The sequence below is a fragment of the Cellulomonas sp. plas2 genome, assembly GCF_057221735.1.
This window is the reverse complement of record NZ_CM170155.1, coordinates 1,869,483-1,885,101: the sequence shown is the minus strand read 5'-3', so window position 1 is coordinate 1,885,101 and position 15,619 is coordinate 1,869,483. Positions and strand designations below refer to the sequence as shown.

The following is a 15,619-nucleotide window of genomic DNA, read 5'->3' as shown; positions in this document are numbered from 1 at the left end:
CCTGGTGCCGCACCGCGGCGGTGCGCGACCGGCGGCCCGGCACGCGTCCCCCGGCCCATCGGCCCGGCGCGGGCGCTCCTGAGCCGTCGGGGTGTCACCGTCGGGATGTCACCGTCCGGCCCACCGAGGACGCCTCAGGCGACGACGCGCAGGATCTCCTCGAGCGAGGTCAGCCCCCGCACGACCTTCTCCCAGCCGTCCTCGCGCAGCGGCCGCATGCCCTCCGCCATCGCCGCGGCGGTGATCTCCGCCGACGAGGCGCGGGCCACCGCCAGCAGCTCGATCCGCTCGGAGACGGTCATCACCTCGTGCAGCGCGATGCGCCCGCGGTACCCGGTGCGGGAGCACGCAGGGCAGCCGACGGGTCGGTGCAGCAGCGGCACCGGCTCGCCCGGCAACCACGGGAAGCGCGCGCCGTCGAGCTCGGCCTCGGTCGGCTCGTAGGGCACCTTGCACCGCTCGCAGAGGCGCCGGGCGAGCCGCTGCGCGACGACGGCGTCGAGCGCCGACCCGACGAGGAAGGGCTCGATGCCCATCTCCGTGAGCCGGACGACGGCGGACGGCGCGTCGTTCGTGTGCAGCGTGGAGAGCACCATGTGGCCGGTGAGCGCCGCCTCCACCGCGATCTGCGCGGTCTCGTGGTCGCGGATCTCGCCGAGCAGGACGATGTCCGGGTCGGACCGCAGGATGGACCGCAGGGCACCGGCGAAGGTCAGGCCGGCCTTGGGGTTCACCTGCACCTGGCTGATGCCCGGCAGCCGGTACTCCACGGGGTCCTCGACGGTGATGACGTTGACCTCGGGCCGCGAGACCGCGTTGAGCGTGGCGTAGAGGGTGGTCGACTTGCCGGACCCGGTCGGCCCGGTGACGAGGATCATCCCGTACGGCTTCGTGTACGCCGAGCGGTAGGTCCGCAGGTTGTCGTCGAGGAAGGACAGCTCGCGCAGGTCCAGGCTCGCCGTGGAGTTGTCGAGGATCCGCAGGACGATCTTCTCGCCCCAGACGGTGGGCAGCGTCGCCACGCGCAGGTCGATGGTCCGGCCCTGGTGCGTGACCGACATGCGCCCGTCCTGGGGGCGGCGCTTCTCGGCGATGTCGATGTCGGCCATGATCTTCACGCGCGAGACGACGCCGCCCTGGATCGACTTCGGCGAGCGCTGCGTCTCGTGCAGCACCCCGTCGATGCGGTACCGCACCCGCAGGTCGTGCTCGGTCGGCTCGATGTGGATGTCGGAGGCGCGGTCGGTGATCGCCTGCGTGACGAGGAGGTTGACGTAGCGGACGATCGGCGCGTCGTCGTCGACCATGTCCCCGAGCGTCGACAGGTCGGCCTGCGGGTCGCGCTGGCTCTCCTCGAACGCCGACGAGAGGTCCTCGATCTCGTCGTCGGCGCGGCAGAACCGGTCGATCGCCCGGACGAGGTCGTCGTAGGTGGCGACGACGGTGACGACGGGACGGCCGGACACCGCGCGGACGTCGTCGACGGCCAGGACGTTGCCGGGGTCGGCGGTGGCGAGCACGAGCGAGAGCCCGTCGAGCGCCACCGGCAGCACGGTGTAGCGCCGGCACAGCGCGGCCGGCACGAGGGTCACCGCCGTGCGGTCGACCGGGTAGCCGTCGAGGTCGACGAACGTCATGCCGACCTGCAGCGCCAGCGCCCGCGTCAGCCCGCCCTCGGACAGCACACCCTGCGCGACGAGCGAGCGCCCGAGCGACGTGCCGCGCACGAGCTGCTCGTCGAGCGCACGCAGCAGCTGCTCCTCGGTGATGAGGCCTTCCTCGAGAAGGATCTCCCCGAGCTGCTTCACGTCCGCTCCTCGCCGCTCCCGCGGCCCGCTCCGGACCACCCGTCCGGCCGATCGGCAGCACGGCCCGGTCCCTGAGGGACCGGTGCCGCCGGAGGTGCCGAGATCAGGCGCCGGTGCCGACCAGGTGACGCGTCAGGGCGTCGTCCATCACCGCGAGCGGGGCCGGGCGGCCCGTCATGAGCCGTACCTGCTCCACCGCCTGGTGCAGCAGCATGCGCTCCCCGCCCACGGCGGTGCCGCCCACGGCGCTCCAGGCCGTGCCGAGCGCCGTCGGCCGCGGGTCGTACGCGCAGTCGAGCAGCACCCCCCGGCACGGGACCGCGGCGGCCGCCAGGGCCTGGGCCAGCTCGTCGGCGCCGTGCGCGGGCAGCGTCGAGACGACGACGTCCGCCGCCGGGAGCAGGTCGGTCGCCGTGCTCCAGGCCCGCAGGTGGGGGTGCAGCCCCATCCGCTCGGCCGCCCGGAGCAGGGCTCCGGCGCGCCCGGGCGAGCGCACGACGACGTCCGCCTCCGTGACGCCGAGCTGCGCCAGCCCGGCCAGGGCCGACGCGGCGGTGGCGCCGCCGCCGAGCACGACACCGCGGCGGCCGTCGGCCCGGTCAGCCGTCCCGAGGCCCTCGGCCAGTGCCGTCACGAGCCCGTGCACGTCGGTGTTGAGGGCGACGAGCTGCGGGCGCGTCCGACCCGGCTGCAGCAGCACCGTGTTGGCCGCGCCCACCACGCGCGCGAGCGGGTCGACGTGGTCGACGAGGTCGAGGAGCGCGTGCTTGTGGGGCATCGTCACGGACAGGCCGGCCCAGCCGTCGTCGAGCGAGGTCAGCAGCGCCGGCAGGTCCTCGGGCAGCACGTCGAGCCGGTCGTAGCGCCAGCCGTCGAGGCCCAGGGCCGCGTACGCCGCCCCGTGCAGGAGCGGGGACAGGGAGTGCGCGACGGGGTGGCCGACGACCGCGGCCCGGCGGGGGGCGTTCGCGGACGGTGCGGTCATGCGGGCGTCGTCAGCTGTTCTCGGCGAGCCACTGCTGGTACTGCGCCTTGCCGGCCAGGAACTCGTCGTTGCTGTCGGTGAAGATCGTCTCGCCCGTGTCCAGGTCCACCGTGATGAAGAACAGCCACGGACCCTCGGCGGGCGTGATCGCGGCCTCGATCGCGGCCTGGCCGGGGTTGGAGATCGGGGTCGGCGGCAGCCCGAGCACCCGGCGGGAGTTGTACGGGTCGTCGCTCTCGAAGTCGGCGGTCGTGAGGTCCATCGCCGACTTGCCCAGGCCGTAGGCGTTGATCGTGTCCATGCCCAGCGGCCAGCCGCGGTCGAGCCGGTTCTGGATGACCCGGGCCACTCGGCCGTAGTCGTCGACGTCGCTGACCTCCTTCTCGGCGACGGAGGCCATCGTGAGGACCCGCTGCCGGTCGGTCGCCGCGACGCCGAGGCCGTCGAGCACCGAGACCGTCTTGCCGACCATCTGCGTGAGGACCTCGGCGGCGGTCGCGTCCGGCGCCACCTCGTAGGTCGCGGGGAAGAGCCAGCCCTCCACGGCGCCGCCCGCCTCCGCCGGCAGACCGATCGCGGCGGGGTCGGCGGCGGCGGCCTGCAGGTCGGCCAGCGGGATCGTCGTGATCTCGGAGACCCGCGTGAGCACCTGCTGCACCGTGAGCCCCTCCGGCACGGTCACCCGTGTCGTCGCTCGGCTGGCCGGGTTGAGCAGGGCGACGACGGCGTCGGTCGCCCGCATCTCGAGCAGGAGGTTGTACGTGCCGGGCTGGATGCCCTGCGCGTCGGGGTTCGCCGCGTACGCCGTGGAGAAGGCGCGGGACGTGGCGACCACGCCGGCGTCGGCCAGCACCTGGCCCATGTCCGCACCGGTGGCGCCCTCCGGGATCGTCACCTGCGCCGACGGACGGCCGGGACCCGGGTAGTCCTCGACCGCCGCGGTCGTCGTGCCGCCGTCGCGGACGTCGGACAGCACCGTCCAGACGCCGTAGGCGCCACCGCCGACGAGCAGCAGCACGACGAGGACCACCACGAGCGAGCGCCGCCGACGCCGGCGCCGCTGCGCCTCCTGCGCCCGCGCGCGGGCACGGCTGCGCCGCTCCCCGAGCGGCTCCTCCGCCTCGAAGAAGCCGTCCCTGGGGTCACTGCGTACCGTCGTGCCCTGCGTGCCGTCGTCCACCGTGCGTCTCCCGGTCGTCCGCGCTGCTCCGGGCCCCGGGCCCGTCCCCCTGCCTGCTCGTGCTGGCTGTGCTGGTGCTGCTGCTCCCCGTCCCGGTGCTGCCGGTCCTGATGCTGCCCTGCCGCGGCCGGACCGCCTGCCCGGCGCGCCGTCCCGTCGCACGTTCCGTGTCGAGGGCCCCCGTGAGGATGACCACGGCGGCGGCCTGGTCGACCACCTGCCGCTGCCGCCGGCCCGGTCGGCCGGCCTCGCGCAGGGCCCGGTGCGCCGAGACGGTGCTCATGCGCTCGTCGACGAGACGCACCGCCACGGGGGCCACGGCGCTCGCCAACACCTCAGCGTACGCGCGCGCCATGCCGGACGACGAACCCTCCGACCCGTTCAGGTGGCGCGGCAGCCCGACGTACACGACCTCTGCACCCCGCTCGCGCACCTCGGCCACGACCGCGGCGACGTCGGCCGCGCCCCGCTCGTCCCGCGGCAGCGTCGCGACCGGGGTCGCGACGATGCCGTCGGGGTCGGACGCGGCCAGGCCGACGCGGACGGTGCCGACGTCGACGGCCAGCCGGGCGGCGCGGGGCAGGCCCTCCCCCGGCCCGGCGGGCGTCGGCGTCAGGAGCGGGCTCCCGCCGACACGGCGTCGACGACGGCGACCAGCGCGCCGGGCAGCGCCGAGGTGTCCTGGCCACCGCCCTGCGCCACGTCGTCCTTGCCGCCACCGCCGCCGCCGAGCACGCCTGATGCGACCTTCACCAGCGCGCCGGCACGCACGCCGGCCGCCCGGGCGGCCGCGTTCGTCGCCACGACGACCACGGGCCGGCCCTTCGCGGCGCCGCCCACGGCCACGACCGTCCCCGCCGCCTCGCCGAGGCGCGAGCGCACGTCGAGCGCGAGGGTGCGCAGGTCGTCGGCACCGGAGACCTCGCCCGCGTCGTGCGTGACGACGCGCAGGCCCCCGACCTCGACCGCCCCCGCCGCCAGGGCGCCGGCCTGGGCCAGCACCTGCGCCTGGCGCAGCGCCGCGAGCTCCTTCTCCGCGTCCTTCAGCCGCGTGACGAGGGACGAGACCCGGTCGGCCAGGTCGTCCGGCCGCGCGCCGAGCAGGCCCGAGAGCTGCCCGACGAGCGCCCGCTCCTTCGCCTGGTAGCCGTAGGCACCCGCCCCGACGAGCGCGTCGACGCGACGCACGCCCGACCCGATCGAGGACTCGCCGAGCAGCGTCACCAGCCCGATCTCGCCCGAGCGGCCGACGTGCGTGCCCGCGCAGAGCTCGCGCGACCAGTCCCCGCCCACGGACACGACGCGGACCCGGTTGCCGTACTTCTCGCCGAAGAGCGCCATCGCGCCGAGCGCGCGCGCCTCGTCGATCGGCATGACGGCGTCGGTGACCTCGAGGTCGTCCTGGAGCCGGCTGTTGACCCGCTCCTCGATCTCCGCCAGCGCCCCGGCCGGCACGGCTGCGCCCGAGCGGAAGTCGAAGCGGACGCGGCTGGGCGCGTTCTCGGACCCCGCCTGCGTCGCCTGGTCGCCCAGCGCCTCGCGCAGCGCCTTGTGGACCATGTGCGTGGCCGTGTGCGCGCGCGCGATCGCGCCGCGGCGGGCCGTGTCGATCTGGGCCACACCGCGCTCGCCGAGCGTCAGCGTGCCGTCGACCAGCCGCCCGCGGTGCACGGACAGGCCCTTGATCGGCGCCTGCACGTCGTCGACCTCGACGAGGGCGCCACCCTCGAGCGCGATGGTGCCCTGGTCGGCGAGCTGGCCGCCGGACTCCGCGTAGAACGGCGTCACGTCGAGCACGACCTCCACGTCGGCGGGGGCCGTCGCGGTCGGCGCCGGGACGCCGTCGACGAGCAGGCCCACGACCGTGGAGCTCGCGGTCGCGTCGGTGTACCCGACGAAGCGCACGGGCGCGCCGTCCGCCCCCGCCGCCGCGGACAGCTCGCCGTGCAGGTCGCGGTAGGCGGAGGTGTCCGCGTGGCCGGTCTTCTTCGCGAGCGCGTCCGCGCGCGCCCGGGACCGCTGCTCCGCCATGAGCGTGCGGAACGCGGTCTCGTCGACCGCGACGCCGTGCTCGGAGGCCATCTCCAGCGTGAGGTCGATCGGGAAGCCGTACGTGTCGTGCAGCGCGAAGGCCTGCTCGCCCGACAGCAGCGGACCGGTCGCCGCCGGCGCCTCCTGAGCCTTCCGCACGGCGCCCTCGAGGATCGTCGTGCCGGAGGTCAGCGTGCGCAGGAAGGCGTCCTCCTCCCCGTAGACGACGCCGGAGATCCGGTCGAAGTCCGTCGCCACCTCGGGGTAGGACGGGCTCATCGCGTCCCGGCTGACGGGCAGCAGCGAGGGCAGCACCGCCTCGTCGACGCCGAGGAGGCGCATGGAGCGGACCGTGCGGCGCAGCAGGCGGCGCAGCACGTACCCGCGGCCCTCGTTCGACGGGCGCACGCCGTCGCCGACGAGCATGAGGCTCGAGCGCACGTGGTCAGCCACGACGCGCATGCGCACGTCCTGCTCCTCGTCGGCGCCGTAGCGACGGCCCGTGATCTCCTGCACCCGCTCGATGACGGGGAAGACCTCGTCGATCTCGTAGATGTTCTGCTTGCCCTGCAGCAGGAACGCCAGCCGCTCGAGCCCGGCGCCGGTGTCGATCGCCTTCTGGTCGAGCTCCCCCAGGAGCGGGTAGTCCTTGCCGGTCCCCTCGCCGCGGACGTACTGGTCGAAGACGAGGTTCCAGAACTCGAGGTAGCGGTCGCCGCCCGGGTCGACGGTGCCGCCCACCGCCTCGGGCCCGTACTCGGGGCCGCGGTCGTAGTGGAACTCCGCGCAGGGGCCGGCGGGGCCGGGCTGGCCGGTGTCCCAGAAGATCTGCTCGCGCGGTAGCCGCACGACGTGCTTCGGGTCGACCCCGACGCTCGCGAGGGCGTCCCACGCCTCGGCGTCCTGGTCCCACGTCGTCACCCAGATGCGGTCGCCGTCGAGACCGTAGCCGCCGCGCTCGACCGGCGTCGTGATGAGCTCCCACGCGAGCTCGACAGCGCCCTGCTTGAAGTAGTCGCCGAAGGAGAAGTTGCCGTTCATCTGGAAGAACGTGCCGTGCCGGGTCGTGCGGCCGACGTTCTCGATGTCGTTCGTGCGGATGCACTTCTGCACGCTCGCGGCCCGCGGCCAGGGTGCCTGCTGGGTGCCGAGGATGTAGGGGATGAACGGCACCATGCCGGCGATCGTGAAGAGGATCGACGGGTCGGGCGAGATGAGCGGCACGGAGGGCACGACGGCGTGCTCCTTGCTCGCGAAGTAGTCGAGCCAGCGCTGGCGGACGTCGGCGGTGCGCATGGGGGTCCTCGTCGTCAGGGGTCGGGCGTGGCGGGGCGTCATCAGCCGTCGGCGTGACGGCGGGGCGTCGTCGCGGCGTCGTCGTGGCGGTGGCCGGTCGACGCGGGACGGTCAGAAGAAGGGGTACCGGTCGTCGTCGTCGGGGTCGTCGGTCGGGGCGTCGGACCAGCCGGCGCGACCGCGCCGCCCGGGCGCCCCGGCGCCGACGGCCTGCCGGTCGCGGCGCTGCCGGCGCAGGGCGTCGACGTGCGTGTCGCCGAGGAGCCGGGCCTTGAGCTCCTCCTCGCGCTCGGCGAGGGCGACCGCGAAGTCCTCGCGAGCCAGCTCGAGGGCCGCGGACCAGCGGCTGACGTCGCGCAGCACGTCGCGCGCGGCCGGCGGGACGTGGGCGTCGACGGCAGCGCGGGTGCGGCGCGCGACCACGACGGTCGCCACGGCGCCGGCCCCGGCCCACAGCAGGCCGCGGATCACGACCGCGTCCCCGCAGTGGCCGCGGTGGCACCACCGGCGGCCGGTCGCGGCGCGGCGGCGGGCCCACCGACGGCAGGGCCACCTGCGCGCTCGAGCAGCGTGGCCAGCGCGCGCCGTGCGGCGTACGAGAAGGAGGCGACCTTGATGAGCGGCGTGCCGACCGTCGCCGCGACGAGCGCGGTGAGCGCCGAGACGTTCTCCGAGACCTGGGCCGCCGACGTCGTGACGGTGTCGACCTTGCCGAGCTGGGCGTTGGTCGACGCGATGACGCCCGCGGCCTCGTCGATGACGGGCAGGGCGTGGTCGGTCATCTCGCGCAGGGAGTCGCGCAGCCCGTCGACGACGCGGCCGACCTTCGTGAGGACCATGCCGAGCATGGCGACGAGCACGACGAACGCGATCGCCGCCAGCAGGCCTGCGATGTCCCCGACCGACATGACGTGCTCCTCCTGGTGGTGCTGGTGGTGGTGCTCAGGCTGCGACGGACCGACCCTACCCGGCGGCCGGGCGGCGGACGCACGACGACGCCCCGCCCGCGCAGCGCGCGGACGGGGCGTCGGAGGTGCCGGGACGGCTCGCGTCAGCGGGCGTAGTACTCGACGACGAGCTGGACCTCGCAGGTCACGGGGACCTCGGCGCGCTTCGGGCGGCGCACCAGCGTGGCGGTGAGCTTCTCGAGCTGGACGTCGAGGTAGCCGGGGAGCGTCGGCAGCACGTCGCGGTGCGCGCCGGCGGCGGCGACCTGGAACGGCGTCGTCGTCTGGCTCTTCGGCTTGATCTGGAGGGTCTGGCCCTCCGTCACGCGGAAGGACGGGCGGTCGACGATCTTGCCGTCGACGAGCACGTGGCGGTGCACGACGACCTGGCGGGCCTGGAGGATCGTGCGGGCGAAGCCGGCGCGCAGCACCAGGGCGTCCAGGCGCGTCTCGAGGTCCTCGACGAGCGCCTCACCGGTCAGGCCCGGGGCCTTGCGGGCGGCCTCGTACGCACGGGCGAGCTGCTTCTCGCGCAGCGCGTACTGCGCGCGCAGGCGCTGCTTCTCGCGCAGCCGGACGGCGTAGTCGGACTCGGTGCGACGACGCGCGCGGCCGTGCTCCCCGGGCGGGTAGGGGCGCTTCTCGAAGTGCTTGACGGCCTTCGGCGTGAGGGCCAGGCCGAGGGCGCGGCTCAGGCGGACCTGGCGGCGCGAGCGGGTGACGCTGCTCATGGGTGTGCTGCTCTTCCTGTCGTGGGACGTCACACCCGCGGCCGTCCGAGGGACGCGGGCGTGGGGCCGACCGTGCGCGCACACCCGTCCCCGTCCGACGTGGAACGGAGGGCGGGAGGTGGGACCGTGCGCGGGCTGAGACCCCAGGGGCCGTGGGCGGGCAGGACCCGCCGCACGAACCGGTCAAGACTACACGGTGCCTGGGACTACACGGTGCCCGGGGTGCCCCCCGCCAGGATCTGCCGGATGCGCGCGAGGCGGTCGGACACCTGCCGCTCGTACCCCCGGTCGCTCGGCTCGTAGTACCGCGCGCCGTCGAGCACCTCGGGCAGGTAGGTCTGCCGGGCGACGGCGTGCGGCTCGTCGTGGGCGTAGACGTAGCCCTGCCCGTGGCCCAGCGCGCGGGCCCCGGCGTAGTGGGCGTCGCGCAGGCGCGGCGGCACGGGTCCGATCCGTCCCGCGCGCACGTCCGCCAGCGCGCGGTTCAGCCCCTGGTAGGAGGCGTTCGACTTGGGCGCGGTCGCGACGTGGACGACGGCCTGGGCCAGCACGATGGCCCCCTCCGGCATGCCGATGAGCTGGACCGCCTGGGCGGCGGCGACAGCCGTCTGCAGGGCGCTCGGGTCGGCCATGGCCACCTCCTCCGAGGCCGCGATGACGATGCGCCGGGCGATGAACCGGGGGTCCTCCCCCGCGGCGACCATGCGCGCCAGGTAGTGCAGCGCGGCGTCGACGTCCGAGCCGCGCATCGACTTGATGAAGGCGCTGATGACGTCGTAGTGCTGGTCGCCGTCGCGGTCGTAGCGCACGGCGGCCACGTCCACGGCGCGCTCCACCGCGGCCAGGTCCACCTCGACCGGCCGCGGCGCGTCGCCGGTCCGGTCGGCGCCCCGGCCGTCGTCGGCCTCCGTCACCGGCGCCGGCGCGTCGGCCAGGACCGCGCCGGCGGCGGCCTCCAGCACCGTGAGGGCCTTGCGCGCGTCGCCGCCCGCCATGCGCAGCAGCTGGGCCTCCGCCTCGTCCGTGAGCGCCACGGCCCCGCCCAGCCCGCGCTCGTCGGCCACGGCCCGGCGCACGAGCCGACGGACCTGCTCGTCGTCGAGGGGGCGCAGGGTCAGCAGCAGCGACCGCGACAGCAGCGGGGCGTTGACGGAGAACGACGGGTTCTCCGTCGTGGCGGCCACGAGGGTCACCCACCGGTTCTCGACGCTGGGCAGCAGCGCGTCCTGCTGGCTCTTGGTGAAGCGGTGCACCTCGTCGACGAACAGCACGGTCTCGGACCCGTCCGCGGTCAGGCGGCGCCGGGCGTCCTCGACCACGCCGCGCACGTCCTTGACGCCCGCGGTGACGGCCGACAGCTCGACGAAGCGACGGCCCGACGTCGCGGCGACGAGGTAGGCCAGCGTCGTCTTGCCCGTGCCCGGCGGACCCCACAGCACCACCGACGAGGGCTGCGCCCGGCCCGGCGCCGCGGGCTCCACGAGCCGGCGCAACGGCGAGCCGGGGACGAGCAGGTGGTCCTGGCCGGCCACCTCGTCGAGCGTGCGGGGACGCATGCGGACCGCGAGGGGCGCGGCCGCCGAGGGCGCGGGCACGCCCACGGCGCTCGTCGCCAGCGCGTCGAAGAGGTCCACGCGGGCGAGCCTACGCAGGGCCGCCGACATCCCCGCCGGGACAGCCGGCGCCGACGTCCCGGCGCCCGCCGCGCAGCCCCGTGGCAGCATGACCGCCGTGTTCGCCCGCCTCGGCCGCGCCGTCGCCCACCACCCGCGCACGACGGTCGTCGTCTGGGTGGTGCTGACCGCGCTGGCCGCGGCCCTCGCCGTCGGCGGCGTCCACGGCGAGACGCTCTTCGACCGGCTCTCCACGGGTTCGCCCGGCGTGCCGGGCAGCGAGAGCACGGCGGGTGAGGAGGTCCTCGCGGCGTCGTCCCCGGACGCCGCCTCCCTCACGCTCGTCGTGCAGGACGTCGACCCCGCCGCCCCGGGCCTGGCGGCCGCGCTCGCGCCCGTGCGCGAGGGCCTCGTGGCGGTGCCCGGCGTCGCGGGCGTCATCGACCCGTTCGTGCTGCCCGGCGGGGCGGCGGACCCGGCGGCCGCACCCCTGCTGTCGCAGGCGGGCGACGGGTTCCTCGTCGTCGTCGAGCTCGAGCCCGGCCTGACCGACGACCGGCGCGAGGCGGCCCTCGACACGGTCGCCGACCGGCTCGCGGCGGTGCCTGCGCAGCTCGGGGACGCCGCCCCGGGGGCGACGGGCCTCGTGGGCGGGCCGAGCCTCGTGGTGGAGGACATCACGGACCAGGTCGAGGAGGACCTGCGCACGGGCGAGGCCGTCGCGCTGCCGGTCGCGCTCGTCGTCATGGTCCTCGTCTTCGGGGGGTTCCTGGCCGCGGCGATGCCCATGGCGGGCGCGCTGGCGGCCATCGCGGGCGGGCTCGGGACGCTGCTCGCCTTCTCCTACGTGCTCGACGTCGACGCCTCCGTCGTCAACGTCGTGACCGTCATGGGCCTCGGGCTGTCCATCGACTACGGGCTGCTCGTCGTGTCGCGGTACCGCGAGGAGCTGCACCGGCGGCTCGACGGCGCGTCCGCGGGCGCGGGACGCCGGCGGCGGCACGACGCGCTCGTCGCCGCGGCGGTCGAGCGGACGATGGCCACGGCGGGTCGCACGGTCGCGTTCTCGGCGCTGACCGTCGCGATCGCGATCAGCGGCCTGCTGCTGTTCCGTCCGACGATCCTGCGCGCCATCGGCGTCGCGGGCGTCGCCGTGGTGGTCGTCGCCGTGGCCACGGCGCTCACGCTGGTCCCGGCGCTGCTCGCGCTGTCGGGGCGGCGGCTGGCGCGGCCCGGGCCGCTCACGCGCGTGCCGGTGCTGCGTGCCGTGCTCGCGCGCGCCTCGGACGTGCAGCGCGACGAGGGCGGCTTCTCCGCGCTGGCCCGGCGGGTGCAGCGCCGGCCCCTGCTCGTCCTGCTGGGGTCGCTCGCGCTGCTCGTCGTGCTCGCCCTGCCCGTGCTCGGCCTGCAGCTGCGCATCTCCGGCACCGAGCTGCTGCCCGCGTCGAGCACGCAGCGCACCTTCGTCGAGACGCTGGCGGAGGAGTACCCGGGGTCGAGCTCCCCCGCCGTGACCGTCGTCGCCCGGGCCACGCTGGAGGAGGCGCAGCCGTGGGCCGAGGGGCTGGCCGACCTGCCCGGGGTCGCCTCCGTCGACCCGCCCGTCCCCTCGGGCTCGCTCGTGCTCGTCGGCGTGCGGCCGGAGGCGGCGGACCCGGGCGGGCCGGCTGCCGTCGAGGTGGTGCGCGAGGTGCGCGCCGTCGAGGCGCCCTTCGAGACGTGGACGCTCGGGCAGGCCGCGGCGCAGGTGGACTTCACGGCGGCGCTGGCCGAGCGGGCGGGGGCGGCCGCGCTCGTCGTCGCGCTGGCCACGCTCGTGCTGCTGTTCCTCATGACCGGGTCCGTCGTCATCCCGGTCAAGGCGCTGCTGACCAACGCGCTGTCGATCGCGGCGTCGCTCGGCGTCCTCGTCTGGGTCTTCGGCGAGGGGCACGGGGCCGACCTGCTCGGCTTCACCCCGACGGGCGGCGTCGAGACCTACGTGCTGGCGCTGGTCATCGCGTTCGCCTTCGGGCTGGCGATGGACTACGAGGTCTTCCTGCTCTCGCGCGTCGCGGAGCTGCACGACGAGGGCGTGCCCACCGACGAGGCCGTCCGGCGCGGCCTGCAGCGCTCCGGGCGGATCATCACGTCGGCCGCCGCCATCATCGTCGTCGTCTTCGCGGGGTTCGTCGCGGGGCAGCTCGTCGTCATCAAGCAGGTGGGCTTCGCCCTGGCCGTCGCCGTGCTCGTCGACGCCACGGTGGTGCGGCTGCTGCTGGTGCCGGCCACGATGACGCTGCTCGACCGGTGGAACTGGTGGGCGCCGCGCCCGCTGCAGCGCCTGCACGCCCGGCTGGGGCTGCGGGACTGATGGCGGTGGACGGGCGACGAGAGGCCCGTCAGGCGCAGCCCGGAGCGGGCACCGGCCGCAGGCTCGCGAAGCGCGCGTGCGTGCGGAAGCCGAGCCGCTCGTAGACGCGCCGGGCGGCGTCGTTGTCGGCGTACAGGCCCAGCGAGACGAACGCGGCGCCCGCGGCGAGGGCGTCGCGCGTGGCGGCCGCCGTGAGCGCGCTGCCCAGGCCGCCCCGGCGCCGGTGCGGCCGCACGCCGAGCCCATGCAGGTGCCACGTCTCGCGGGCCCCGGGCCCGGGGCGGCGCTCGGCGCCGACCACGGCGTCGAGCGTGCCCTCGGGCCCCTCGACGCCCCACCAGCCGGCCGTGCCGGGCGCCAGCGGGTCGGCCGTGCTGCGCGGGTTCGCCTCCTGCAGGCACGCGCGGACGGCGTCGGCGTCGGCGGCCGGGTCGAGGGGACGGACGGCGACGTGCGCGGGCGGTGCGGGCGCCGGACCGTCGGTGAGCATCCAGTCCCAGGTCGACGACGGGCCCACGCCCGCCCGCTCGAGCGCGGCCGCCGGCAGCTCCGTCCCGCGCGGGACCGTCAGCACGGCGACCGAGCCCGGCGCGAGGTCCGCCAGGGCCGCGGGCGCCAGCACCGCCACCGCCGCCGGGTCGCCCAGCGCCGTCACGCGGTGCGGCGCCGGCGACGTCACCACCACCGCGGCGTCGTCACCCGTCACCCGGCTGCCGAGCCACTCCTGGCGGCGCTGCACGAGCATCGGGTCGGCCCGCCAGGCGGCCGGCACCTCGTCGAGCAGGTCCGGCCCCGTCCCGGACCGCACGCTCACGCCGCCGGGGCGCCGCCCGCCGCCCCGCCGTCGGTGCTGTCGTCCGTGCTGCCGTCCGTGCTGCCCGCCCGGCCGCCGCCCGGCGCCGGCGGACGCGCGTCGACCCCCGCCTCCTTGCGCTGCTGGGCCGTGATGGGCGCCGGCGCGCCGGTCAGCGGGTCGTAGCCGCCGCCGGACTTGGGGAAGGCGATGACGTCGCGGATCGACTCCGAGCCCGCCAGCAGCGCGACGATGCGGTCCCAGCCGAAGGCGATGCCGCCGTGCGGCGGGGCGCCGAAGGCGAACGCGTCGAGCAGGAAGCCGAACTTCTCCTGCGCCTCCTCCGGGCCGATGCCCATGACCTCGAAGACGCGGGTCTGGACGTCTCGGCGGTGGATACGGATGGACCCGCCGCCGATCTCGTTGCCGTTGCAGACGATGTCGTAGGCGTACGCCAGGGCCTCGCCCGGCGACTCCTCGAAGCGGTCGACCCACTCCGGGGTCGGGGAGGTGAAGGCGTGGTGGACCGCGGTCCACGCACCGGCGCCGACCGCGACGTCGTCGTCCTCGCCCGTGGGCTTGAACAGCGGCGCGTCGACGACCCACACGAAGGACCACGCGCTCTCGTCGAGCAGCCCGCCGCGCCGCCCGATCTCGAGGCGCGCGGCGCCGAGCAGCGCCCGGGCCGAGGACGCCGACCCGGCGGCGAAGAACACCGCGTCCCCGGGCGAGGCGCCGACGGCGGCCGCGAGCCCGGCCCGCTCCTCCTCGGTGATGTTCTTGGCGACGGGACCGGCCAGCGTGCCGTCCTCGGCGATCGTCACGTACGCCAGGCCCTTGGCCCCGCGCTGCTTGGCCCACTCCTGCCACGCGTCGAAGCCGCGGCGCGGGGTCGCGGCGCCGCCGGGCTGCACCACCGCGCCGACGTAGGGCGCCTGGAAGACGCGGAAGGGCGTGCCCGCGAAGTAGGACGTGAGGTCCGTCAGCTCGAGGCCGAAGCGCAGGTCGGGCTTGTCGCTGCCGTACCGCGCCATCGCGTCGGCGTAGGTCATGCGGGCGATGGGCGTCGGGATCTCGACGTCGATGAGCTTCCACAGCGCGACGAGCACCTGCTCGCCGAGCGCGATGACGTCGTCCTGGTCGACGAAGCTCATCTCCACGTCGAGCTGCGTGAACTCGGGCTGGCGGTCGGCGCGGAAGTCCTCGTCGCGGTAGCAGCGCGCGATCTGGTAGTAGCGCTCCATGCCGGCCACCATGAGCAGCTGCTTGAACAGCTGCGGCGACTGCGGCAGGGCGTACCAGGAGCCCGGCGCGAGGCGGGCGGGCACGACGAAGTCGCGGGCGCCCTCCGGCGTGGACCGGGTGAGGGTCGGCGTCTCGACCTCGACGAAGTCCTGCGCGTCCAGCACCGCGCGGGCGGCGGCGTTGGCCTTCGCGCGCAGGCGCAGGGCGCGCGCCGGGGCGGGCCGGCGCAGGTCGAGGTAGCGGTGGCGCAGGCGCGCCTCCTCGCCGACGGGCTCGTCGAGCGCGGTCGACACCTGGAACGGGAGCGAGGCCGACTCGTTGAGCACGACGACCTCGGTCGCCGTCACCTCGACCTCGCCCGTGGCCAGGTGCGGGTTCTCGTTGCCCGCGGGGCGGCGGCCGACCTCGCCCGTGACCTGCAGGACGTACTCCGCGCGCAGCCCGTGGGCGACGGCCTCGTCGCGGATCACGACCTGCGCGATGCCGGAGGCGTCCCGCAGGTCGACGAAGGCCACGCCCCCGTGGTCGCGCCGGCGGTCCACCCACCCGGTGAGGGTCACGGTGGTGCCGATGTGCTCGGCGCGCAGGGAGCCGGCGGTGTGGGTGCGCAGCACGGGAGGTCCTTCGGTCGGTGCGG

12 protein-coding genes are annotated in these 15,619 nt (G+C 75.7%); 1 reads left to right on the top strand and 11 read right to left on the bottom strand.

Annotated features, from left to right (window positions below; genetic code table 11):
• Positions 1-134: 134 nt before the first annotated feature.
• The 9 genes from AC2TDM_RS08415 to AC2TDM_RS08375 form a co-directional block, all read right to left on the bottom strand.
• Complete coding sequence (locus tag AC2TDM_RS08415) at positions 135-1,808, bottom strand: GspE/PulE family protein (protein WP_484636356.1); 1,674 nt, start codon at positions 1,806-1,808, stop codon at positions 135-137.
• 103 nt (positions 1,809-1,911) lie between these two features.
• Entirely contained in the window at positions 1,912-2,793 is an 882-nt protein-coding gene (locus AC2TDM_RS08410; protein WP_484636355.1) for a shikimate dehydrogenase, read from the bottom strand.
• Between the two features lie 10 nt (positions 2,794-2,803).
• Positions 2,804-3,973, bottom strand: a complete 1,170-nt coding sequence (mltG, locus tag AC2TDM_RS08405; protein WP_484636354.1) for an endolytic transglycosylase MltG — start codon at positions 3,971-3,973, stop codon at positions 2,804-2,806.
• Positions 3,936-4,481 carry a Holliday junction resolvase RuvX gene (gene ruvX / locus AC2TDM_RS08400; protein WP_425319170.1) on the bottom strand — a complete coding sequence of 182 codons (546 nt, stop codon included), beginning with the start codon at positions 4,479-4,481 and terminating at the stop codon, positions 3,936-3,938. The genes mltG and ruvX overlap by 38 nt, the downstream gene beginning before the upstream one ends.
• A 104-nt stretch (positions 4,482-4,585) precedes the next feature.
• Positions 4,586-7,300 (bottom strand): alanine--tRNA ligase, encoded by a 2,715-nt coding sequence (gene alaS, locus AC2TDM_RS08395; protein WP_484636353.1) that lies wholly within the window; start codon positions 7,298-7,300, stop codon positions 4,586-4,588.
• A gap of 111 nt (positions 7,301-7,411) precedes the next feature.
• A complete protein-coding gene (locus AC2TDM_RS08390) occupies positions 7,412-7,771 on the bottom strand; it encodes a hypothetical protein (RefSeq protein WP_484636352.1) in 360 nt (119 codons plus the stop codon).
• Positions 7,768-8,208 (bottom strand): DUF948 domain-containing protein, encoded by a 441-nt coding sequence (locus AC2TDM_RS08385; protein WP_484636351.1) that lies wholly within the window; start codon positions 8,206-8,208, stop codon positions 7,768-7,770. Before AC2TDM_RS08385 ends, AC2TDM_RS08390 begins: the two co-directional genes overlap by 4 nt.
• Before the next feature lie 143 nt (positions 8,209-8,351).
• Entirely contained in the window at positions 8,352-8,978 is a 627-nt protein-coding gene (gene rpsD / locus AC2TDM_RS08380) for a 30S ribosomal protein S4 (RefSeq protein ID WP_090030879.1), read from the bottom strand.
• A gap of 206 nt (positions 8,979-9,184) precedes the next feature.
• Positions 9,185-10,612 carry a replication-associated recombination protein A gene (locus AC2TDM_RS08375; RefSeq protein ID WP_484636350.1) on the bottom strand — a complete coding sequence of 476 codons (1,428 nt, stop codon included), beginning with the start codon at positions 10,610-10,612 and terminating at the stop codon, positions 9,185-9,187.
• Between the two features lie 88 nt (positions 10,613-10,700).
• Here AC2TDM_RS08375 and AC2TDM_RS08370 point away from each other — a divergent pair, with 88 nt between their 5' ends.
• Positions 10,701-12,944 carry an MMPL family transporter gene (locus tag AC2TDM_RS08370; RefSeq protein ID WP_484636349.1) on the top strand — a complete coding sequence of 748 codons (2,244 nt, stop codon included), beginning with the start codon at positions 10,701-10,703 and terminating at the stop codon, positions 12,942-12,944.
• A gap of 28 nt (positions 12,945-12,972) precedes the next feature.
• Here the strand turns inward: AC2TDM_RS08370 and AC2TDM_RS08365 are convergent, their stop codons facing one another.
• Both AC2TDM_RS08365 and aspS read right to left on the bottom strand, forming a co-directional pair.
• The gene (locus tag AC2TDM_RS08365) at positions 12,973-13,758 is read right to left on the bottom strand and encodes a GNAT family N-acetyltransferase (RefSeq protein ID WP_484636348.1); all 786 of its coding nucleotides are present in this window, start codon (positions 13,756-13,758) and stop codon (positions 12,973-12,975) included.
• Positions 13,755-15,596, bottom strand: a complete 1,842-nt coding sequence (gene aspS / locus AC2TDM_RS08360; protein ID WP_090030876.1) for an aspartate--tRNA ligase — start codon at positions 15,594-15,596, stop codon at positions 13,755-13,757. Before aspS ends, AC2TDM_RS08365 begins: the two co-directional genes overlap by 4 nt.
• Positions 15,597-15,619: the final 23 nt, after the last annotated feature.